Source organism: Flavobacterium sp. CLA17 (genome assembly GCF_013112255.2).
GTDB classification, from domain to species: domain Bacteria; phylum Bacteroidota; class Bacteroidia; order Flavobacteriales; family Flavobacteriaceae; genus Flavobacterium; species Flavobacterium circumlabens.
The window spans coordinates 820,910-844,697 of the sequence record NZ_CP068294.1; the positions used below are offsets into that span (position 1 = coordinate 820,910).

Annotated in this window: 19 protein-coding genes and 1 pseudogene; 6 read left to right on the top strand and 14 right to left on the bottom strand. The window is 35.2% G+C overall.

Annotation, left to right across the window (positions count from 1 at the left end; translation table 11 throughout):
* Window positions 1-63 precede the first annotated feature (63 nt).
* From HAV12_RS03465 to HAV12_RS03485, 5 genes are all read right to left on the bottom strand, one after another.
* A complete protein-coding gene (locus HAV12_RS03465) occupies window positions 64-561 on the bottom strand; it encodes a hypothetical protein (RefSeq protein WP_205423346.1) in 498 nt (165 codons plus the stop codon).
* A gap of 497 nt (window positions 562-1,058) precedes the next feature.
* A complete protein-coding gene (locus HAV12_RS03470; protein WP_205423347.1) occupies window positions 1,059-1,250 on the bottom strand; it encodes a hypothetical protein in 192 nt (63 codons plus the stop codon).
* A 111-nt stretch (window positions 1,251-1,361) separates the two neighbouring features.
* Window positions 1,362-2,864: a Fic family protein gene (locus tag HAV12_RS03475; protein ID WP_171568489.1), complete on the bottom strand. Its 1,503-nt coding sequence runs from the start codon at window positions 2,862-2,864 to the stop codon at window positions 1,362-1,364.
* 804 nt (window positions 2,865-3,668) lie between these two features.
* Complete coding sequence (locus HAV12_RS03480; protein WP_171568492.1) at window positions 3,669-4,265, bottom strand: ImmA/IrrE family metallo-endopeptidase; 597 nt, start codon at window positions 4,263-4,265, stop codon at window positions 3,669-3,671.
* 12 nt (window positions 4,266-4,277) lie between these two features.
* Window positions 4,278-4,613 carry a helix-turn-helix domain-containing protein gene (locus HAV12_RS03485; RefSeq protein ID WP_171568493.1) on the bottom strand — a complete coding sequence of 112 codons (336 nt, stop codon included), beginning with the start codon at window positions 4,611-4,613 and terminating at the stop codon, window positions 4,278-4,280.
* 136 nt (window positions 4,614-4,749) lie between these two features.
* On the opposite strand from HAV12_RS03485, the gene HAV12_RS03490 reads away from it, so the two are divergent.
* The 6 genes from HAV12_RS03490 to HAV12_RS03515 all read left to right on the top strand — a co-directional run bounded on the left by HAV12_RS03490 (window position 4,750) and on the right by HAV12_RS03515 (window position 9,382).
* Window positions 4,750-4,974, top strand: a complete 225-nt coding sequence (locus tag HAV12_RS03490; RefSeq protein ID WP_171568495.1) for a DUF2188 domain-containing protein — start codon at window positions 4,750-4,752, stop codon at window positions 4,972-4,974.
* 3 nt (window positions 4,975-4,977) lie between these two features.
* Complete coding sequence (locus tag HAV12_RS03495; protein WP_171568497.1) at window positions 4,978-5,784, top strand: hypothetical protein; 807 nt, start codon at window positions 4,978-4,980, stop codon at window positions 5,782-5,784.
* Window positions 5,781-6,911: a nucleotidyltransferase gene (locus HAV12_RS03500; RefSeq protein ID WP_171568500.1), complete on the top strand. Its 1,131-nt coding sequence runs from the start codon at window positions 5,781-5,783 to the stop codon at window positions 6,909-6,911. Before HAV12_RS03495 ends, HAV12_RS03500 begins: the two co-directional genes overlap by 4 nt.
* A gap of 173 nt (window positions 6,912-7,084) precedes the next feature.
* On the top strand, window positions 7,085-7,330 hold the full coding sequence (locus tag HAV12_RS03505) for a hypothetical protein (protein WP_205423348.1): 246 nt from the start codon (window positions 7,085-7,087) through the stop codon (window positions 7,328-7,330).
* A gap of 6 nt (window positions 7,331-7,336) precedes the next feature.
* Window positions 7,337-8,416: a hypothetical protein gene (locus HAV12_RS03510; RefSeq protein ID WP_171568504.1), complete on the top strand. Its 1,080-nt coding sequence runs from the start codon at window positions 7,337-7,339 to the stop codon at window positions 8,414-8,416.
* Window positions 8,417-8,893: 477 nt separating this feature from the next.
* The gene (locus HAV12_RS03515; protein ID WP_240345228.1) at window positions 8,894-9,382 is read left to right on the top strand and encodes a response regulator; all 489 of its coding nucleotides are present in this window, start codon (window positions 8,894-8,896) and stop codon (window positions 9,380-9,382) included.
* Between the two features lie 138 nt (window positions 9,383-9,520).
* Here HAV12_RS03515 and HAV12_RS03520 read toward each other — a convergent pair.
* From HAV12_RS03520 to HAV12_RS03560, 9 genes and pseudogenes are all read right to left on the bottom strand, one after another.
* A pseudogene (locus tag HAV12_RS03520) lies at window positions 9,521-9,952 on the bottom strand (IS3 family transposase); the annotation flags it as partial.
* Between the two features lie 182 nt (window positions 9,953-10,134).
* Window positions 10,135-12,240, bottom strand: a complete 2,106-nt coding sequence (locus HAV12_RS03525) for an ATP-binding protein (protein ID WP_171568511.1) — start codon at window positions 12,238-12,240, stop codon at window positions 10,135-10,137.
* A gap of 160 nt (window positions 12,241-12,400) precedes the next feature.
* Complete coding sequence (locus HAV12_RS03530; protein ID WP_171568512.1) at window positions 12,401-13,102, bottom strand: hypothetical protein; 702 nt, start codon at window positions 13,100-13,102, stop codon at window positions 12,401-12,403.
* Window positions 13,103-13,274: 172 nt separating this feature from the next.
* Window positions 13,275-14,171: a hypothetical protein gene (locus HAV12_RS03535; RefSeq protein ID WP_171568513.1), complete on the bottom strand. Its 897-nt coding sequence runs from the start codon at window positions 14,169-14,171 to the stop codon at window positions 13,275-13,277.
* A gap of 260 nt (window positions 14,172-14,431) precedes the next feature.
* Window positions 14,432-14,731, bottom strand: a complete 300-nt coding sequence (locus HAV12_RS03540) for a hypothetical protein (RefSeq protein ID WP_205423349.1) — start codon at window positions 14,729-14,731, stop codon at window positions 14,432-14,434.
* 10 nt (window positions 14,732-14,741) lie between these two features.
* Window positions 14,742-15,002 (bottom strand): AVAST type 1 anti-phage system protein Avs1c, encoded by a 261-nt coding sequence (gene avs1c, locus HAV12_RS03545; protein WP_171568515.1) that lies wholly within the window; start codon window positions 15,000-15,002, stop codon window positions 14,742-14,744.
* Window position 15,003: 1 nt separating this feature from the next.
* On the bottom strand, window positions 15,004-20,160 hold the full coding sequence (locus HAV12_RS03550; protein WP_171568516.1) for a serine protease: 5,157 nt from the start codon (window positions 20,158-20,160) through the stop codon (window positions 15,004-15,006).
* A complete protein-coding gene (gene avs1a / locus HAV12_RS03555) occupies window positions 20,144-21,352 on the bottom strand; it encodes an AVAST type 1 anti-phage system MBL fold metallo-hydrolase Avs1a (protein ID WP_171568518.1) in 1,209 nt (402 codons plus the stop codon). The genes HAV12_RS03550 and avs1a overlap by 17 nt, the downstream gene beginning before the upstream one ends.
* Window positions 21,353-21,856: 504 nt before the next feature.
* Window positions 21,857-23,779 (bottom strand): UvrD-helicase domain-containing protein, encoded by a 1,923-nt coding sequence (locus tag HAV12_RS03560; RefSeq protein ID WP_171568520.1) that lies wholly within the window; start codon window positions 23,777-23,779, stop codon window positions 21,857-21,859.
* Between the last annotated feature and the right edge of the window lie 9 nt (window positions 23,780-23,788).

The following is a 23,788-nucleotide window of genomic DNA, read 5'->3' on the forward strand; positions in this document are numbered from 1 at the left end:
ACAAAGGCGGGAGATTTCGCCCAGCTGTTGTAGTTTTTAAAAACACTTCGGAGAGTCAGGTAGTTATTTATAGATATTTATGTTTCTGAGATTGTCACAAAAATCAACAAAGTTATCAGGTTGCTTAACGCTAAAATCTTCTAAATAAACCTTTTTAATATTATATGCTCTTTTTATTGTCGGGACCTTAACGTGTTTTTGAGTTTTTTCATCGAACCGGATCCATTCACCAATATATTTATTGGTTAATAAATTTACGCTCGATTCGCCACTGCCATTTTGCATCGCATCTCCAAGATTATATCTACTCATTCCAATCAGCTGAATTCTATTTTCCGTTAGATTGTATTTAAATTGACAATAATACCCCGATCTCATGGAGTGATTGTAAAACTGAAATCCACTTTTTGTTAATTTAATTCCTGAGCTATCGTTTAAATCTTCTAATTCTTTACTTCTAATCGCGATAGAATTTTGCGTTGACAATTTGCATATTATTTGAGCATTTTTTTTATCAAAAATTATCTCATCTTTTATGTTATCATTATCTAAATCTTTCAATAGTAAGTGTTGTGCAAGACAATTTTTTGAGATTGATAAAAAACAAATTAAGATTAAAAATCTGTACATATTCATCTATGATATGATTAAAAGTTGTTGGTTTTTTGTTTTGGGATTAAATTATTTCTAACGTTAGTCTGTGAAAAAACTTCGTTTAGTTGCAAACAAATATAAAGGAAGTATTGTTTTAAAAACAGGATTTTTCGTGTTTTTAAGAATGCAGCTTATGATAGGGATTTCTCGGCTCCGCGAAGTGTTCTCATGAAAATTATTGCTGTGCGAAGTTTCGAGACTTCGTACAGCAGTTGTGGCTTATCAAAAAATATCCAAACGTGCCCACCATTGTCTGAACGTGAACGCTCCAAATAGACGGGAATATTTTTTTCATTACAAGCATTTAGGAAATTTACAGCTTCTTATTTCCAATTTTGTTTATCAAAATCAGCTACCAAAAACCATGAAGTGTTATTTGTGAGTAATGGGTAAACTCCTATTTGCTAAATACCTTCTAAATGTTTTTGGATTTCGTTTTCGTTAAAAGGCAAATAAGTTTTATGAGGATAATTTTGAAAAGTTCCTCCATTCATTTTATGTACTCGATAATGATATGGATCATATTGATAAGCTGGTGTATAGCCTGACTTTCCTGACTTCTCCCAACGAACAGCAAATACATCTTCTCTACCCATAAAAATAGATTTGAATAGTTGAGTTGTATCTAGTGGTGTTGATGAAGACATTGTTTGATCTCTAGAATTTAAAAATACCTAATGATTTATAGTGTTATTTGATCAGATGTTTTATTCGTTTATGTGTTTTTTCTTTAAGAATACTTGATCATAAGCTTGTTGCATTTGCTCTATTTCATCATCACTCAGCTCCTTGTAAAAATCACGTTTACGACTTGCCAGTTTTCCTTTGTTTTGATGAAGAAACAAAATCATACGGTCAACTTTATTATCGGGCATATCAACTATGTTTTGTATATCGTCTTTAAGTTTATCATAGCATTGAAGAAAATACAGTTCTTCTGGAATATCATTATTAACTGTAGCTTGTATTGCTCTTGCCAAAAACACGGTATGATTGGTTAGATCTGGAAATCGATATATCGCTTCTATTTCTGAAGCGTTATTAACAATCATCTTTTCTGTATCATCAAGATTATATTTTACCTTTCGTTCAATCAATTTAGAAAGTAACTCTAAAATAGTGTCGTATTCACCCATATTGGCAAGTATTTGAGCAGAAACAGGAAGTATCGTTCCATTAGGTACAATACCGTCACGTACCAGAATATCATGAATAAGAAAACGATGTATCCTTCCGTTACCATCTTCAAATGGATGGATATATACATATCCAAATGATACCATTGAGGCTTTTATAATTGTTTTAGTAGAACTGTTTTTTTTATTTAAGTCGAGTATCCCTTGCATAAGAGATTTTACATATTCTGGAGGAGGGCATACGTAATGTACTTTCTGTGTATAGTCTCTCATTGTTTGACCAATATAGTTTTGAAAGTTCCTAAAACTATGATCTGCATATCTAGGATCAACTATGATGTTTTGTAAACGTACCAATTCGGTTTCTGATAATGATTCTTCAAAAGTTTTTTGTACTGCTTCTTCCAGTAATGCTATGAACTTTTCCATTCTGTCTTGTGATGGTTCTTCTTTCTCTATTTCACTGGAAGATTTTGATTCTTTTTTATAAAGATAATAGCTTGCTCGTTTAAAAATTTCTGGAGAATATTCGTATTTTAGATTTTCAATAGCTTCTTCAATATTCCAATCGAGTAATTCGCTAAGTTCAGCAGTTCTTCTTATTATAGGGCAGAATTTGTTTTGCCCTAGAAGATTATCATTTACTTTCCATTTAGTTATTTTTGTAATATCTCCAGTTATATATCGAGATGAGTTTAATATATTCTCGTAATTAGTTGCAGTAATTTCAATTTCAATAGATTTACCTCCAGTAAACTCATATAAGTAACCAATGATTCTTGGATATTTTCTATTTGGATTTTCTCTGATGTAGTCAACTATAATTTGGTGATCAACAGAGGTGAAAATTTCCTTGATGAATGCGAGGTTAAAATCATCATATTTCAATGCGAATTCTAAGTGAGACATTGGATGGTCAATATTTACATCATATTTCGATTTGAATGTTCGTACAACGGAATTTGTTGTACTTAATTCGGTCTTATCCGTTGTTCCGATATATGATTCATGCGTCAGTTGAAAACCTTGAATATTTAGTTTTTCCTTAAGCCATGTAAACCCTACTTTTTTCATTTACTTTCTGTTTTTTGAGGTAAAACTAATTTCATAAAGGTAAATTTAGTTTTTATTGTCAAAAAAAGGGTAAAATTGTTTTGATTTAACACCAAACTATTCTATTATTTGCTTTTGGGGTAAAATTAGTTTAGTGGGGGTAAAATTAATTTTAGAATAATTTTCAGGGTAATTTTGGTTTTTATAAACCATAAAAGTAAAATAATGGAGGACTTTACGTAAAAACTTGCTAAATGATCCTAATTTTGATCCGATTTAGAGAAAAAAAAACGCCAATGTCTTCCATTGGCGTTTTTTGTCTTTTGTGGGCTGTCAGGGATCACAGTCGAACACCTTGTGCCAATTCTAACGCTATTCAACTCATTTTAAAATTTATAATTAATTGATTTACAGTATTTTGATAAAGCTATATAGCACTATTCAATTTGTATAAGCAAAAAATTATAGATAAGCATTTTACTTAGGGGTCTGCTTATTTTATTATTAAATAAACCAAAAGTGGTCTATATTTAATCTGTCAGGGTAGTATCGAACACCTGTGGAAAAGAACTGTATGTGTAGTCTACAAAAACCTCAGTATACTGAGGTTTAATAATCTATAGAGTGATTGGAAACTGCAATCGAGCACCTGATTCCGTGTTAACTTTTTTGAAAGCTCAAAAAGTGTAGAACTTAATCAACCTGACGATCAATTCAACGTCCCGGCCGTTAGTCTGTGGCGACAGGAAAGTATATTCCATCAAGTCGGCACTAGCCGTTTCAGGTAAGATGGTGTCTTCTAAATTAATTACTATCATGCAGCAACTAATTTACCTGATTTTTTCGAAAAGAAAACTGCTTGTTAATCCCTGTGGAACCGATTCTGAAGTTTACCATTTCCATACTCGCATTAAAATGGGCGGCAATTGCAGCATTGGTCATATTGTTTTTCTTAGCCCATAAAAGGCATGGTCGTGACAGTTGTAAGGTGGCGCCGAGATATATAGCTTCATCTTCCTGGGATTTATCAAAATCACGCATCCCTAAAGGTAAATTAATTCCTTGCGGTGGTAATTTAACTTCATGTTCGCAAATAATATGGGCAATCTCGTGCATAATGTCACTTTGTTGTCTTGCAGGAACATGGTAATTATTATGAATGATAATACGATTACCTGCTTTGGTAATCATCGTTAAGGCACTCCATCCGTATCCCTCGCAATCGATACCTTCTAACTTTTTGAGTTCAGCAGCATCGGTGATAAAGTCAGTAGCTCTATAAATGGGAATCTTTAAGTAATTTGCAAGCTTAAAAGCACAAAGCGGTGCACATGCATGTATACCAAGTTTCTCGCGACATTCAGTTGCGATGCGTTCGGCCTTTGCCTTAAATCCACGTATGAGCGTTGTTTGCGTTGCCAATTTTGTCTACACTTATTTGGTGTCGTATGCCATATCAATCATCTTAATAAGCATGTTGACTGTGTCCTGACTCAATTCTTTTTCTGCCCGAAGGTGAGCAACCACATGCTCTTTATTTGAAGTAGGTTTATTTGAAGTATCCCCCAAAATAAAAGTATCGGTAGTTACTTTCAACCAGTTACAAATACTGATAAATGTATCGACATCTGGTATTTTCCCTTGTTCTATTCTTGATAGTGTTGCTGCACTGACATTGCCAATTTCTTCAGCGACAGCTCTCAAACCCTTACTTGCTCTTTTACTTTTTAACATCCCTGCTAAAAGGTCTGTGTTAAGTGTTGACTGCATGTTGATAAGTTTTATTAATTAAACATTGTTTCATTGGTGCAACATATAAAAATTCTTAATATCTTTGCTGCAACAAGATTGACATTTGTCTTATATATGAAACAAAGGTAATACTAATTTTTAAATTTTAATCATCATGACTAAAAAAAATCAGCATGTTGTGCCAAAAGGTGACAACTGGGCAATCAGAGGCGCGGGTAACAGTAAAGTTACCAAGGTAGTGTCAACGCAAAAAGAGGCGGTTCAAATCGCCCGGAAATTTGCAATTAACCAAGGTTCGGAAATGCTCGTTCACGGCAGGAATGGCCAGATCAGGGAGCGCAATACTTATGGTAAAGACAGTTTTCCGCCAAAAGGATAATCAATGAGCGCAAAAGGTAAAATTAGCTTCGTCATTGGAATACTTGGATTGGTATCCTGTGTTTTTCTTGAGAAAGGAGAAACACAGGGTACTGTATTCAAAATAGCTCTGGGTTTGGCGATTGCCAGTTGCATCGATTTCATTGTGTTCATTTTTGAAAATAAGAAAAGGTGGAAACTGCTTTGGCCAAAGATATGGAAACCGAATAAGCCAGTAAGACTAACTGTTGCTTACCTATTCAGGATAGAGTGCAACGGAAAGTATATGCTGATAAAGCGGCATAAAAATGATTTCGTGGGTTTTCAGCCCGTCGGAGGAGCCTACAAATATTTTAAAGAGGAGAACCGTGCGAATTTTGATAATCTCGGAATTACACCGTGTAATCACGTTCCGCGCGACGGCGCAACGGAACATGATTTAAGGTTGATCATGACGAAACGTAAAAAGTTGACAGAATTTTTCAAATGGTTTGATAGTCGGGAAAACCGTGAAATAGATCCGTGGAGGGAATTTTGCGAAGAACTTGTTGAGTCTGGACTTGTACCCGCTGATGCTTTCAAACATATTAAATACGCTTATATCGGCAAACACCAGGAAGGGATCTTGTGCAATGAAGATTATCCTATTGACCAGTTCCGGCATGCGGATATTTTCGAACTCCGGCTTGAAAATGATGCACAGAAAAACGCAATAAGCGCGTTGAAAAACAATCCAAACATCGCTTTTGTTACGCCCGAAGAAATAAGCAAAGGCGCTACCAATGATGGCATTAGAATATTACCCCACACCTTTAAAATCCTGCCAAAATGATTACATTTCAAGATGAAAACGTCCAATTGGACGACCTGTTGGACAGAATGGCGGAATCGCTACAGTTAGACCAAACAAGATATGAGCTGATGATTCAGCACTATGAGGCAATTAAAAAGTGGATCGAGACTGACGAACTTTTTTTCAAGCCTTTTAAGTATGAGTTGTATCCTCACGGTTCCGTGAAAATCAGAACAACTGTAAAACCTATCGGGAAAGACGAATTTGATCTGGATATCGCTCTACACTTAAAAACGAATTGGAACCAACATACACCGGAAAAAATCTATTCCGAACTTAAAAGGCGATTGTCAGAGCACGCTGCTTATAAGGAAAAAATGGAGTTGAAAAACCGTTGCATCCGTTTAAATTATGCCGGAGATTTCCACATGGATATCCTGCCCGGTATACAGGAAAATGAGTGGGATGAAGACAAGCTTTGCGTTCCGGACAGGGCATTGGGATATTGGGTAAGCAGTAATCCGCGAGGTTACTCGAAATGGTTTATGAATCAGGTAAATATGGCCAAGACCAGCATTTTACTGAAAGCATTGCGTGCCGAAAAACTACCCGAAAATGATTACGAAAATAAAAAACCGTTACAAAGGGGCGTACAGTTGATCAAGCGATACAGAGACATTTATTTTCAAAAAGACGATACGTATAAGACATCAAGTATAGTACTGACAACGATTGCAGGCCAATTTTATAATGGAGAAGAAAGCATTTTCCTGACGGTTGAAAATATTGTAAACCGCATACGGCAGCATACAATGTATATGCCTGCGAGGATTAAAGTGCTTAATCCTGTCAACTCTGCGGAAGACTTCACTGACAAGTGGGAAACGGAGCCGGAATATTATACAGCATTCAAAGCATTTGCCGAGCATTTGTATTTTGAGTGGCAGGAACTTAAAAAGAAGCATGGGATTATTTCTGAAAGCAGGATTCTGAAAGGGCTTTTTGGGGATGATTTATATCTTCGTGCGCAGGAATCTCAAGCAAATATCATTGAAAAAGCAAGATCAGCAAATGAACTTGGTATCAATAGAAATACGGGAATGTTGGGAGCCGCCGGTGCGGTTAGTACTTCGGCGGTTAAGAGTAATACCTTTTTCGGCGATTAATGAAGATTAAAAATTTAATAAGGAATAAAACCTTAGCACAGCAGGCCAGTGTTCTGAAGGCGAAGTATCCCAACTGGGATGTCCAGTTTGATGCTGTTGACCTGGTAGCGACCGGAAAGTTACGTCCTACGTCGAGGAGTGAAGCCTATAATATAGAAATACAGCTTGGCATTATGAAAGGCGATACTATACAGGTTAGGATATTGAATCCTAAATTAGTTGCAAATGTAAAAGGAGAAAAAATACCACATATGTATTCCCAAAAGACGCTATGCCTTTACATGCCAAAGTACGCCGAATTCAAAAGAACGGATTATATTAGTGATACGATTATACCGTGGACGATATTATGGCTTTATTACTATGAATTGTGGCATGCTACAGGAAAATGGCTCGGTGGTGGAGAACATCCAAATTAAGAGGAAATGAGAAAGCAAGATAAACATATATTTAGTGCAGCTATTGTCGTTGCAGGTATTTCCGCATTGGTAGATGTATGGCGACAACATGACGAGCAAAAACGTAACGGCAACAAATTTAACTGGGACAATTTCGATGGATTCAGGACGCTGAAATGGACGGCAATGGGCGCCATTTCGGGAGGAATTGTTGGAAACGAAATTTACAGGTCAAAATTCCAAAAAGCTTGTGGCGAGTCATTTTCGTCTGATGCATTTATAAAAAAAATCCTGAAAGAGGAAAATGTAAAAAGCAATCCTATGAAATATAAAGTAGTTCAAACTATAAAAACGGAAGTTAAGGAAACGTTGTATGACAAGTTTGAAAATGAATTAGTAATCTTTCCTGAAGATGTGGGCTCTCTTAAGAAAGGAACTGCTTTGGGTTCTTGTTATGACGCGGATGTTGTGTTAGCCGTAAGAAAATATAATAGCTTTGGATCGCTTGCAAATATGTCAACTACCATACATAATACAATTGATAATTTATACGGTAGGAAGGCAATCGTTACAAAAAGGAAAAAAGCAACAAACGTCTTTTTTCATAATCTTTCCACACCGGTTAGTATTGATGTTGTGTATGGAAGAGAAACCGGAAATTATTTGGCAGATAGAAAACTGAACCTTTATGCCAGGCCAGATTATTTTTGGCAGACCGGAACGCGTTTTAAAACAGATATTGGTATTCAGAAGCTTATGCTGGTTAATAAACCGAAGGTTCGGGAAGTCATTAAAGCCTTTAAAATTTATTTCAGGAAGAATAATTTAGTTATTGAAAATGTCTTGTTGGATCAACTTGTATTGGAGGCAATGTCGCAAAAAAATTACGGGACCGATTTTTCGGTAACTGAAAATATACTTAACTGTATGGACTATATTATTCGCAAAATGGACTGCTCTGCTATCAGAGATTATGCGAATTCAAATAATAATCTATTGCAAAAAATTGATTTAAATTCCAGAACGGCTATTATTGATATTTTGAGTTCTGATTTAAATAAAATTGGACTTAACAAGCATTACCTTAGGGAAGCTTTTCATCAATGATTTTTCATTTAACTACACGCCCATGCAAAAAAATATTTTTCACGTTGTCTGCTTTTTAATTCCTGCTTTTCCATTCCCAAATACCATAATTTCAGTATGTGATTTTTCCTCAGTTTGGACAGAAATCATTTTGTTAGTTGCGTGTGCAGCAACTTGCATTATTTTTTTAATCTGGACAGTTATTATGTTTATAAAATGCCTGACAATAGGGTTCAATTCTCATAGTGTAAAAAAACTTATTGTTACAGCTTTAACTAGTATAGTAGCGGGGCTCGCTGCAATTGCATTGTTCAATTACCTTTTAAAATTACCATTGAAGATGCTGCATCGTAAGCTGATGCCTATTTTCGATATAAAAGATTTAAGACGTGAATTTTTGGAATTAAGACAAAACGTAATTATAATCATGAAAAGTATTGGTTATCTGCAAAACAGGTATTTACAAATTATGACAATTCTTCCTTGATTATGCGGTGAATGACAATAACAGTTACCTTGCAATATTCACTGGCATTACAGCCCAAAATGGATTATAATATGAACAAAAATGGACCGGTAATCGTTATCGAAGATGATAAAGATGACCAAGAATTTTTAAGTGAGATCTTTAAAAGTCTGGCGTACAAAAATGAGATTGTGTTTTTCGAGGACGGCAATGAGGCACTTGCATACCTCAATAAGAATGAAATCACACCATTTTTGATATTGTCAGATATTAATATGCCAAAAATCAACGGGTTTGAATTACGGAGTAAGGTACATACGAATGAGCAATTGCAGGTAAAGTGTATCCCGTATTTATTTTTTACTACCAATGCAAATAAAAAATCAGTGATGGATGCTTATGCATTATCTGTACAGGGATTTTTTGTAAAACCTAACTCTCACGCTGCGCTTAAAAATACTATTTTTAAAATAATGGAATATTGGAAGGAATGCATTGCACCGAATGAATTTGATAATTAATTCTCTTGCTGGCTTAGGCTGCATTAATCTATAAATTGCTAAAAGCTTAGATCAAGCTGTTATTTATAGTAAAAAAGCTTATAAAAAAATAACGCCACTGTCTTTAGACTGCACCCAAAAGTTTAGACGAATTTATAATTAAATTTGATAATAATGAGCTCGATATTGTATCGGGCTCATTCCTTTTAGATTTAGTTTTATTCTATCATTATTATAGTAATTTATATATTCAACTATTTCTTGTTTTAATTGATTAATAGAACTGTATTTTTTAAGATAAAAAAGTTCTGATTTTATTATTCCGAAGAAATTTTCTATTACCGCGTTGTCAAGACAATTTCCTTTTCTTGACATGCTTTGTTTGATTCCTTTTTGTTTTAATAAAGATTGATATTGTTTCATTTGATACTGCCATCCTTGGTCTGAGTGTAGTATTAAATTAGTTTGATCGGGTATTTTTTCAAAAGACTTTTTAAGCATCGATGTAATTTGGTTAAAATTTGGTCTTTCAGATAAATCATAACTAATAATTTCCCCATTAAACAAATCAATTATGGGAGATAAATATAGGCAATCGAACCCCTAATGTCAATTTTGATGTTTTTGGAAAATTTAAAGTGATTATTTGGTAGCGTTTCGTAGCTTCAAGAAGTGGCGAACTGCGTAAACGCATATTTTTCAAAGATAGTTTTCTTGCGAAAGAAAAACGTGAATTTTTCCGCCATTTCTTGAAACCGCTGTTAGCTGCAGTGCTACATTTTAAATCCCAATTTTTCAATAAATATTTTATTTCTCAATTCAGCTCTCTTAAGTATTGAGCTATACTTTAGGACTTCGGTATAAATTGCGCCATTTTCTTTTCCATCAAAACCAATTACACGTTGTGAAGGACTAAACAAGTAATCTAAATGGTAAGAATGTTCAAAAGTGCTTACGCTACCTTGTACATCTTTTGCTTCAATTCCTTCTCCAATTAAGTAACCATAAAATATTTTAATCTCAAATTCATCGTTTGTGTAGTTCCTTATCAAAGACGCATATTTGTTAATCTGCGTTAAATGGTCAGAAGCGTTAACAAGCGGTGCTTTAAACTCAATAATGATGCATTTTCCTTCTTCTGGAAAAAGCAAAACGTCTGGCCTTTTGTCTAATCTACTTTCACTTAACGATTTTAAATAGTCCAACTCCTCTTTTTCAAACTCCTCTTTAAAAATCTTTTTCCCCTCTAATTCAATATCTTTAAGTTTAAATTCAGAGTTACCTTTAAAATATATAAATTCTTCGTTCAAAATCCACAAGTCACTTCCATATGTATTAGTTGATTTTTGATGAAATAATAGATTATGAATTAAAGCTTCATCTTTTTCCCTTGAACCATCATTTTGAGTTTTTAATTTCTTGTCGTTAATTTTTGAAAACAATTCGATTACTAATTTTCTTCTAGCAACATAATGACTTAACGTACGCTTGTTTTGCTCAGGAAGAATTTTTACTATGGCATTTATTTGCTTTTCAAGTTCCTCTTCATAGTTGCCGGCAGTTGTATCTAAATTTTCCAATTTATCAATAGACTGTTTAATAGTTGCGTCAAGCCTGGCTTCCTTTTTTGCTTGTGCTTCATAATACTTCTCTAGAATTCTTTTATCGTCGTCATTTATCGAAATGTCCACTTCTTCTTCATCCTCAATTAGAAACATTTCCTTTAGTTCTTGAAGTTCATTACTATGCTTTTCTATTATTTTTTCAATTTCTGGATATAAATTTAAAAGTTTATCATTTACACCATTCTCAATATCTTCAAGGAAAATCACTTCACTATTAAATGCATTAAATGCTTTTGGAGTTCGTGATTGAATGTCCAATTCACCGCGAATATTTGTGTCTTTATCGTCAATATAGTTTCCTGATACCAAAACCAAATATTTGTTTCCAGCAATATTATCATTTTTCGAAATACCCTTTAAGCTTATTTTAGTTTCTTCAACAACTTCACCTTTAGAAATTAGTTTGAGGTCATTATGATCTAATAGTTTTTTTGGTATTTTAAAAGTTGTTATATCGAGTTTCTCTTCTCGATCAGTTTTTTCAATTGATTTTGCATCATTACTTAATCGACTGTAAGGAACGCTAAAGTCTTCTTTCTTATCAAACTGGGGAATATCTGTTCGTTCAATTCGTGAAGTTGATTGTAGTTCTCCGAAAACATAAAAGTTAATTTTTATATCTGGGAGAGAGTCAGAGTTAAAACAAAAATAATGGAGATAACGCTTGAGTAATTCCTCTTTTAAACTTTTGTCGTTTAGTGTATTATAAATATTGTTTGGTTCTAAAAGATTATTGAAAGAAATGTTTGTGTATGTTTTTTTCTCCTCAGATGCTAAACAGTGTAATGATTTTACTATTGCATTTTTACTCAGAAATGGTTGGCTTTTTGATACTGTAAACTCTCTTTCATATAATTGACCATTTTCATCGAAAACACTTTTTATATTTGTTTTGTCGAAATAATGAACATATTGTAATCTCCCAGAACCTAAATTTTTGTATCCTTTTGAATTGTCTTTAAAAGTATTAAAACGTGAAAATTCTTTTTCATTAAATCCTATTCCATTATCTTTGATTGATAATGATTTTAAATCAGTTGTGCCATCAGTCAATTCTTCAGTGTAAATTGAGATATTAATTTCACCCTTCGTAAAATGCTTATCGACATTACGCTTAATCTTTATAGCTTCTAAGGCATTTGTAAAGGCTTCGAAGATTGGCGATAGACTTGTTCCAGATTTTCTTACATCATGTAGAATACCTGTAAAAGATAAATCTTTAGCAATCAATAATTCTGGTTCATTTTTTATCATAATGTCTGATTTTTTTAACCATTGCAGCTAAGTTTTCCTACTTGGCGATGTAGCGGAAATTTAGTACAAAAGTTCAATATAATTACTGTCGTTGAACCTTGCAGAATGTTCATTAAAGCACTTCACCCGCCATATCGCCAAACCGATGTTAGCTGCCTTTTTATCGTCCAAGCGATTGTCTAATTTCATTGTCTTGAAATGTCGTTATGTCGTTAGCTGCGTTGTTTTCGAAATACTCAAAGTAATTATTGTCTTTCATTACGTCTGCAATTTCCTTTGCTGTCAACACTTTTTTAATATTAGGAACAACTGGTGTCGCAATAAGAAAATCGTAATCATTCATTTCTTCTGTCCAGTCAATTTTTAGAAACCCGTTGTCGTCAATCACTGGTGTTTCATTGTCTATGCAGTATTTGGTTGATTTGAATGTGTTCGTGTAGTTCTGATAAATTTCAGCCCATCTTTTTTTTATAATGTCGGCACCTGTTTTGTCTTTACTGTCAATGTTTGGATTTACAAGCAATCCAACTGTTCCCCAAGATTTGTTTAATGAAGGTTTGTCTCCCCAAAGTCCTTCTGCACTTGCTAAAGCGAATGCTTGACTTTCTAATATTCTCGCATTTTTAATTATTTCTTTAAATCCTAAAACATATGCTTGCCCGTATTCCGTTGAGTGATGATTAGAAAAAATCATTGAATAGGTATTCTGTCTTGATTGCGATTGTCGTCCGTAACGAATTTTGACTTTAACAGGTGTCTTTGTCGAAATTTCATTTAAACAAAGTGTCCGCCATTTATGTCTGATTGGTGTCTTGTCCCAAAGCAACGAGCCGATAATTATTGTTCCACCTTTAAAGTTCATTTCTTGTTAGTGTTAGATTGTTTAAGGGTTACCACTAACGTTCCGCGGATTTACGCAGTAGCGGCAACTTATCGCTTAGTTGTAAAGATATGTAAATTTCCTTTTGAGTAATTTCCGGCTAAGAAAAATAAAACTAGCTTTTGCAGTAGCACTTTAAGCAATTTTCACTACTTTATTTAGTTTTCGCTGTATTATTTCTAAATTCATCGGTTTCCGTTGACATAGATACTGTCTTCGCCTTTCCTTTAACCATTGTCTCAGCTACGAAAACAATTTGCCCTTTTTTATTGGCAAAATAATCTGATTGAAGTAATCTAAAATGTCCTTTCCTAAAATGCGGTATTTTTGATAGTTGCGAATTTTCGCTCTCTCTGATCTTTTCGGATAACTGAAAAGTAAAGTTTCTCACCGACTTATCTTCGCTTCTTTCAAATAGATTCTCTGGCACTCCATCAGCAACGCAATCTGGAAAGCAATTCATATAGGCAATTGTATTAATCGCAAGCCGAAACATTTTCAAAATGGTTAGTGAAATTTCGTCAACTTTCTTATTCGTGTCTGCGTAGAATTTATCCGACATACGACCACCATTTTCGCCCAGTGAAAAGAATAGCTCCACACTCCCATCATTCTCGAGGCTTAGAGAAAAGGCATATCCTTCCGCTTCATAAGGCAAATGCAGGGCAAATCGATAAACTACATGCTTGCTTTGTTCTTTTGAATACAAATGTATAACATCATTACTTTGACCATTTTCGTATAGGAATTTTTTAATACCCTCTAAATCCGATAAAGGAGTGTTCTCGAGAAACTCCCGCAATTGTTTATCTAGGAAGAAAATATGCAAAAGCTCTCCTCTCGAGTCCTCTCTCCACAATTCTAACCCTGATATTATCAAACCTCTCGACTCTGCAGTCTCAAAGGCTCCCATAGGAGCAGTTAAAATATTTTGACGAAGTAAAGCGAATATTTGATCATCCGTAAAACTTGGTGTAAGTTTTTTTTGAGGTCCATAAAGATGGTGCCAAAAATATTTTAACGGTTTGCTGTAATATACTTTTCTAGCCATGTCAATTTATTTTGAATTTATTAAGATGTCGAGCAATTGATATTTACCACCTATTTTATAGTGCAATCTACCTTATTATAGAATATATAATACATAATCAATAACGTTCTTATACTTACCTGCCCGAACAAATATAGAACTTTCTTGTAGAGGATTTATAAAGGTTATTAAACAATTTCTATCGATAGAAATGCATCGTAAAGCTATCACCATATGGCAAATTTAACATACTTAGATATAATTTGTATCAGGAATTTTAGTTATTCAATTTCAGTTGTTGGAGGAAACTTTTGATTCGTTGTTTCTTCAGCCTTTTTTCTAATTTCCTGAAAACGATCTGACTCCATCCATTTTTGCATGTTGGAATGCAACCTTACTTTTTCATCGATTGTAGTGAGATCTATCCGGTGATTCGGAAGTGATTTAACCTTCCTGAGGCTGGGCACCACAGATTGATACAGTCCATAGTCTTTAATATCATTTTCGAGTTTAAACCGAACTTCTTCAATGGACAAAAATATGTTATGTTCAAATTCCATTCGCGTTGTGGGCGGGGGCATACCGCCCAGATTATTTTTTTTCATTGTGTTCCTCGTATTTCATGTTTTCAAAGTTTGCTGCTGAGTTTGCGCTTAGCCTGGCCATTTCATTGACAGTATGAAAATCAATACGCCCATTTGGTAATTTTCTGACTTTTTGCAATCCTTCCACACTTTTTATACTGCCTTCTGTAAACGACATCCTTCCGTTTCGTAGAAGTTCTTCTAAAATGTAAAAATGTCTTTCGAAACCCTCACGGGAAGATAAAAATTCTTGTCTGCTTTTTTCCATGTTAAATATCAATTTCGTCAAAAATTTCGTCAATATTGGCAAGGGAAGCCCTGTGATTAATTGCGATATTTAAGGCATGTTTTACAATGTATTCAAATCTGGTAGGCCCATTAGTGCCTTCATAGAAGCTTCGATAAACATATCCGTCGGATTTAATAAATTCAGTTAGAGATAATGGTGCAATGCATTTGTTGATAGTCTCCAGAAGCCTTTCACAAAAGGTCCTGTCCAATAAATGTTTTTCATTAAGCCTGCTGATATTCCACTCGACAGACTCCAGAAATTCTTCATCAAGATCAACTTCCGCAGTAGGAGCAACTGCATCAGGAATGCCAGCAATTATTTCATTATAGAGTTGGCTGTTCCCCAAATCTTTCAGGATTATACTAATCCTGAAAAAATTGTACCTAATAGTGAAATGGTCAATCGTTCTAAACTCAGCTATTCCTATTTTTGCAATCGCATCAGTTATCATAACGTGCTGCGAAGTCGTTGCCTCATAAAGGATAAATGATGATCGTTCCGTAGAATATAATGGTTCGCCACTTAGGGATTGTCTTATCAGAACGAGGATAATCATCTCGGGATCAGTCTGGCAAAGTAAGGTTATACTCCTATAGGCGCTTTCAGATATTCGATCGGCTGGATGATTAAGTAGCCAAATAAGGAAAGAAGCTATTTGACCGTCTGTATCTTCTGTGGCATTAGACGGGTTTTCAATCCATGAGTATTTTTGCATCCTTTCCGGGTGCGGTTGTATTAGCTTAGTAAAATGCCCTGAAACCAAGCCGTAAAGTCTTTGGGTTTGCTCAGGTGAAAATTTGTCCTGTAAGAACCATAAAAGTTGGCTTACAACAATCCACGGAACCTCATCAAATTCCTCGATAAACGGTTGCAGGCTGGAAATAGCCTCATCTGCGGAATTGAAAAGGCTTTTAATTATTCCACGAGCATCAGTATTTTCCCTGGAATAGTTGCCATGCCAAATCATGTATTTTTTGTTCATGAATGCATTTGTACCCTGCTGCAATAACTGAATTCTTTGTCCCGGTTGATCTTTAAGCCTCACGGCTTCCGTTACAAATTGTTTGATGGGATTTTCAGATTCATCCCGATAATAAGACTTCTCTGATTTTTCTTCTTTTTGAACCTCAATGTTATATTCTATTTCTTTTGCTCGCAATAGAGTTTGCAATTCCAACTTGTTGGAATGATCCAGAGCATCAAAAATCGTTGTGAGATAGTAATTTGCATGACCTTCTGCATGAAGTTTTGTCCCAGTATTAGCAGTATAAGGAAGCAACAATTTAATGGAATCTGGGTCTTTCTCAACCAGCCGTTCCAAGGCTTCAGCTTGAATCATCGTATATCGTTCAATATACCTGTCAGTATCCGTATTGACAATAAAGACTTGGGTTAAGGCCCACACTAATTGCGGTGATTCGATTTGGCTATTTTCAAGGATTTCCAAAATTGCTCTTTCTTCTGTTAAATTTCCGGCACCGAGAATATATCCATTTCCAACTATGGGTGCATCGATTACGTCATATTCCGCATTTTCAATTACCTGTTTCGCATCAGCCAATACTTCGAATCTGTAATAATCGAGCGCATTTTTCAGACGCGCATTTTTTATTAAGCCTCCTATAAAATGCTCCTTTTCCTGTCGTACGTATCGCTGGAAGGTCATTTCACCCGAAGCGAAATCCAGAAGACCGGCCATCGTCTTCAGATCTGCCGCAAGAACACTACCTTGATTTGGAAGAGACATGACGCGGCCTATTAGTGCAAGCTGATCTTCCTTATACCAACTTGGGCCCATAGATGTTTTAAGCATTTCGGAAAAAACTGCGTTGGCTTTATCATTATTTCCTGCTAAACCATAAATTTCCATAATTTTAAGCAATTCAGGTGTTCTTTCCCACCTGTTATAAACACTTCCAATAACGTGTGATTCCCAGATTTTTATCAGATCTTCCAGCTCAACAGTATATTTTTCCTTGATGAGGATTTTACATATTCCGTGGAGCACTTTTCTAAATCCTTCTGAGTACAGGCCAAGCTGTGTGTCCATCCTTGACATAAATACGGAAAATAACTGCTCAAAAATTTCGGGTGCCAGATTAATCGCTATCTCAAAACTTTTGCAGTAAAGGATAGGGAAAAGATTCTCTGGTAAATGATACGCACGATCCCAGTAACTTCTCTCATCCAATGAAAAATTTATAGCCGTAAAAACTTTAAGGAGTTGCTGGGTCGCAGAAGCAGGAGATGTCCCCGTCGCACGGCACCATAATAGCCTGCCTTCAATGTAGGCTAGGTTTTTCAAGAGTGACGTAGCATAGCCCTCCCAATTTTTATGCCTATAAGGTCCGGTACTTAATTGCGGGAAATTCTCTGTCGTATCATTGTAACCGGAACAAAGCCATCGAAAAAGAAGGCTATATATTTCTTCATACTGCAGATCTACTCCATTTGATGCCCGCAGGTTAAAAGGTTTCTGGTCTTGTTTGATTTGTCTTTCAAGAATTTGCCTTACTAACACAGCATTTTTGCTATTATTCAATAGTGCTGTTGCTATGGCTTCACTATGGCTTTCCCAATATCCAAAGTTGTTTACAAGACTTTCCAAATCGTTAATCAATAGCTCGAAGTTTTTGCTTTTCTCTTTTATGTCAGAATTATATTCATTGAATTCTTCGAAAATTAGTACTGCAAGGGCACGGAGATTTGCCCATCCATTATCAATGTCCAGACCTGTCTGCTGTTTGACTTTTTCTGAAGCAACAAAAAAATCAAATCTTCGCAGGGCATAAGCATACATCCAGGATGAATTTTGTTCACGTAACTCGTATAATGCATCTGCAGCATCACTGTCGCCAGCATCGCGAGCACCATTTTCCATTTTTTGCAGCATGGACAAGAGTGAAGTAGATTTAAAATACCCAGACTTAAAATCTTCATTCATAGAAAGCGCATTTGCTTTTATCATAACGCCGAACATACCTAGGCTCATGCCTTCCTCTGAGCGTGATCCTTCTTCGATAAATTTCCTGTACCTCTTTTCTAATGCTTCATATAGCATATTAGCCTCATGGTATGCCTCTCGTTCGTAAAATTGTTGCAGAAAGAAAATGGCATCGTAGTTTCCTATAAGCAGATCATTATCCCTTACCAAGTATTTTACTGCCGCCTCATATTTTTTAACCGCTAATAATGCTTGGGCCATCAAATTGGCATATTCAGTAAAAACACTGTCGTAACGAAAATCTATTCGCTGGAGTAACAATAGCAGACGAATCGTATCGATTGTCATTTTTAGATTTATCGACAGGCTGATAATCTGTCTGATATCGTCTAACACAAGATCAGGTGCAACATCGTTCATTGCGCACAGGTCTGCCCATTTTTGGTTGCATTGCTCAACTGCAAATGATTTATTGGAACTTTTTGAATAGTGATAGAGCAGGTTATTCAGCGACAAATCCAGTTCCGGATTCGCTGCAAGGAATCCCGAGATATAATCGTTTGCAAGTAGTTCTTCCTTAGTCGTTCTTGAGGCTACATATGTTTTGAAGGAGTTGTGGTAGATTTCGAGGTAATTTTCCCCGTAAAACAAATATTTTATTGATTCAAAATTAGAGGTAAAGGTAAGCTGCAAGGTTTGAGGCAGTATCTTGTATGCTTCCTCCTGAGAGATTGGCTGGCGAACCTGCGAAAAGATTATGATAATCCATAATTTGGCCGGATCCTCATAAAACCTGTCCCATATAGAATTGTAGTAATTGGTAATGTCCCCCTGAATTACTGGAATCTTCGTCAGCCATTCATCAAACTGCTCACCAAAAAAAGTAGGATCAGAATTATGTAAAAAATTTATGAGGTAGCGCAGATAAAGCGGATGTCCCTCTGATTTTTGAGCGACGCTCTGGACTGCATCAACCGATAAAAGCTCCTGACCCAATTCTTCTATTATTAGCCCTTCGCATTGCGCCATTGTAAGCGGAGTAACTAGTATTTGCTGTTCATCACCTACGAGATTTCTGTAGGAGGAGGGTAAAATTTGAGGCGAGGTTGATGACAATATTATCTTGATACCAACAGGAATAGTCTGAGGCAACACACCAAGGAATTCTTCCAGAGAGGGAACTTCATCAAGTCCGTCGATAATCATACAGACGGTCTGGCCTTTTGCCAAATGATAGGCTGCAAACTGCTCCAGAAGATCGCCCATCCTCACAAGGCGTTGTTCAAAAGAAAGTTCTTCTTTGGGTAGCCGTTGCCCTGTGATAGTAGTCGCAATCATGTTTTCCAGATATTCCAAAAAATATATCTTGGATCTGCGTAATGCTAAAGGTTCGCTGTCGTTCGGAATTTTAAGGAAATACCTACAGGCAACTACCATAGTTTTTAGGCTCGGAGAAAAGGATGCCGAAAGTGTTGATTTTCCTGGTCCGGGCGATCCGTGGATTAAAAACCAACTGTTGTTGCTTTGAAGAGCCTCTTCCAGATTGGCGATCACGGCACGATTTGGTCGGGAGGCGGCGACTTGTTCCTCAAACCCATGTGGAACGCCATATGCCGGAAGATTTACGTCAATTTCAATACCGTTATCTTCCAAAAATTGCGAGGCTTTCAAAACACTTACCATCGACAGTCGATCGTCGAGTTGCCTACGCACTATTCCGGCAACCTTACCTTCTATTATCACAGGTGCTCCCGAAAGCCCGTCGTGATCATAATTTGGATCGATGTCAAGCTCATTGATTATAAAGTCACTGGCATCGTCCTTCAAAGGCTGACTTATTTTTCCATTCAGACTGAGGATGGATGCGGAAGATCTGTAAGGGAAACCATGTATCTGGCACGGTTCCCACAAGCGAAGCATACTGGCCTCAAGAGGTACAAAAGCAAGATTCAGCCCTTCGCACGTTAACAAGCAAAGATCCAGTTCAATGGAAATATTCATGACATTACAATCAATGGGGCCTTCAGCGGTCTTTATAAATATTTTTTGATCCTCACTGTGATCCGCAATGACGTGGTAGGCTGTGAGGATTGTATTTTCGGATATTAAAAACCCAGTTCCCTGGTCGGCGCCACAATGAATTTCCAGACAGGATTCCAGAGCTTGTGAAGGATTAATTAGTGGTTTCATGCAAGGTAATTTTTATTGCTGTACCGTCAGATATAACGCATTGGTAATTGTATTTTTCTTTCAATTTTTGATTGTTAATCTGACTGACAATTTCCAGCGGGTAATTGAAATATAGGGTTCTTTGATAATCTGTCTTTCTTGTGACAATCCTGGCGATGGTTTCAGTATCGGGATGTCCAAATGATTTTCCGTTGGTGGAGATCAGAAATTTTTCGGAATCAATCAACTCTAGTAATTCGGGACTAGTATTGAGTGCGCTACCATGGTGGGAAACTTTAATAGCATCAAAATACAGCGGAAATTCGTCATCAGTATACAGAAGTTTCAGGCTCTCAATAATCACTGAAGGATGTGAATCACCTAGGAAGAGAATTTTAGCTTTTCCGCATTGGAGTATAAAAGATATGGAACTTCCATTAGCGGGTGCATTGTCCTCTGTAAACTCGGCCAAAACTAATGCTTCAAAATCCAAATTACTGCTTGCCGAAATATTCTTTTCCCGTAACACCTTCGTTTCTTTGGCGCCAGCGATTACAAATTCAAAAGCATCATCAATAAACTCAGAGGCAGTTTTATCGTCCACATATCCCAACTTATAAAGCTCTTTTAGCCAGTAGTCCTTTAGTCTGTCTAATTTTTTTTTACTAGGTGATAAAATCTGGAAAGAAAAGTTACCTTCAATAATAAGCTCCTTATGAAAAACAGCTTCCGAACCCGCAAAGTGAGCATTCCATGGATATCCTCCCTCGCGAATAAGTTTTGCAAGGGCTGATCCTTTTTTTGCACTTATATCCTTATCCAAAACCGGCGGATCTTCTTTTAATATGGGGGCAATTTTCATTTCATTTAAGCTCTTCAGTGTACTGGATTCGAATTTTTTGCTATCACTCTCTTGAAATTGTAGATGCCGATAAGAGTTGTGCCAAATGTTTCTGATGTCAATAATTTTTGTTTTGTTGTTTTCTTCCAACAGCTTACAGATCCCAGATATGTGGTCACCGTCAATATGGCTGACAATGATTAAATCCAGAACTTCCTGTTTCTGCTGCAATTCGAAAAGTTTAGGCTTTAAAAAATTCCGATACGTATTTACGTAACCGCCGTCAATCAATACATTTGTGCCTTCACTTGAGATCAGAAAACTGTCTCCATTAAGTGCAGGAAAAAAATATATATCGGTTGTTTCTTTCATATTTTTATGTTGTGTTTTTTTAGCCTAATTAATTTAACGTTGTATGTTTACTTGACCAGCCAGCTAGACATTATTGTTCTTTCAGGGAGTGGTAGATGTTTAGAAAATATTAAGCCAAAAGTTTTCTATGAATTTTTTATTTTACCTTGAGATAGACCTCTTCATTAAGGTTTTCTTCAAATGTGTAAATATATTTGCCTCCTAAATTAATAGTTTATCCATTATGGTTGTCTCCAAAAATATGTAGTAATGTTTCGCTTGGAATGTATATCGCTGCTAATCTCATAATATTTTCCTTCTCATAGTTTAAATTTTAAAAGCCTGTCGATTATAATTATAAAAAATGTCTCAAATAACAGTAAAATATTTTTTCTAACGACTCTTTATTAATAATTGATCAGGTATTAAACTCTGTTATTCCGATTTTGCAGATACTTGAAGAGTACGTTTACGGTTTCTACATTTATGACTGAGGTTAATGTGTATTTATTAAATAAAATATATTTATTTTTTATAAATTATTATCTCATCTTCATTAAACCAACCATAATCAATAGCGTTCTTTTTTACAATTTCCGGGAAATCAGTATATGCAACAATAGCTAAACTTTCTTTTGCCCTACTGCAGGCAACATAAAAAAGTCTTTTAGTTTTATCTATTCCTGTTTCTTTATCTGCTTTAATACTTTTTTTATCTGCATCGCTAAGTTCTTTAGTACCAAATAGCTTATCATAACTGAATCCATTTCCTCTAGATTCTTCATCGTCTAAAATAACCATAACCCTAGAGAATTCTAATCCTTTTACACCTTGATGTGTGCCGAATTTAGATTCTTCAGACAGGTACATATTATACTGTCTTATTTGTGAAAATGAGCTTGATAAAGCTAAATCCCAAGCATCAATTATTTTATCAGACATATCTATATTTTCCTCATCATCAGTTTCAACTGAATTAACATTTTCTTCAATAGCTACCTTTTGTTCATCATTAGTTCTTGATGCGATTGTAATTAAACTATTAGGGATGATAAATAAATTTGATTTATAGATATTTTGCAAAATTTCAATTAATGACGGATCACTATTTTCATCCCAAAGATTGAAGAGATTGTCTAATGCTTTTTTTGCGGCCTTAATATTAAGGGTTTGATCAGCATTTTTAAGCAATTCCTCCTTTTTAAAAAAAGGAGATTCGCTTTTGACTATTCTTGCTATGGCAAACTGATCATTTTTTACTTTTGCTTCTATTAGTGGTAAAATAATTTTAGTAAAGAAGTTAGCACCAGATAGTGTTCCATCTAATACTCCTGTCTTTAATTTTTCTTCTTTATATAAAGGTTCAAAAAAATTTGTAAACCCCATCCTACTTGCTGCCATGTGATGTTCTAGTATCAATGTCATTACATCTTTATCATCATTGTTCCATTTAGAATCCTTCGTAACAATACTCATTTTATTACATACCGATTCTTCCGTTTTTGACTTATCATTTCTATTAGAACAAATAAACAATCTAACAAAACCCTCCTCTTTATCAGTTCGTGGTTTTTGCTCTTGACCATCTACATCTTCTCTAATTTTGTTTACAAGAGTTATGATTCTTTTATTAGAACGATGGTTCATTTTTTTTACTGGTTTTACCCAGCTCGTTGGAAGTCCCTGCTCTAATTTTTCTTTGCCATCAAAATAAATACGTTGCATTGTATCTCCAAATAGGCCAAGTGAAAAATTATTATTTTTGTTTTTTTGTAGTTCAAAAAAAGCATCTATTAATTCTTTTTTAGTATCTTGACTTTCATCAATTAGTAGAATAGGATATTTGCAAACTAACAGTTCTTGCATTAAAGCTTTGTGATGGATAAAATAGGCTGCAATACTAATTACTTCTGAATGGTTTAATGAGTCTTTAGTTATATTGTCTCCATTAGGATTATATGTAAATTTTATAATATTTTCTAAATTAGAAATTCTCTTGTTTTTAGATTCAATTTTTCTTGCCCTGTCAATGGAAGTTTTATTTTTTAAATCTCTGCTTCTGCTTTGTTCATCTTCTAATTTTAAAATTTCATTCTCTAAATTACTTGTCAGCCATATTTTAATATCTTTTACGAATGGTTCTATTAGTTCCCAGGCGAAACTATGGATAGTGCTTACCGAAAATATAGGATCAAAGTCCAGCCTGTCTTTTATTTCATTGCTGGCTGCATTAGTATAGGTTATAATTGCAACCCTCTTTCTATTCAATCTAAATTCTCTACCATGATTTTTTTTGAATTCGTTTAATACATTAACTAGCGTTCTAGTTTTACCTGAACCAGCACCTGCAAAAAGAAAAAAACTTTTAGGATTATCCAAATTCAAACAGTCATAGATTTCAGTATCAACATGTTTGTCAATATCATTATTGTGTAGTTTTGTACTCATTACTGCCTG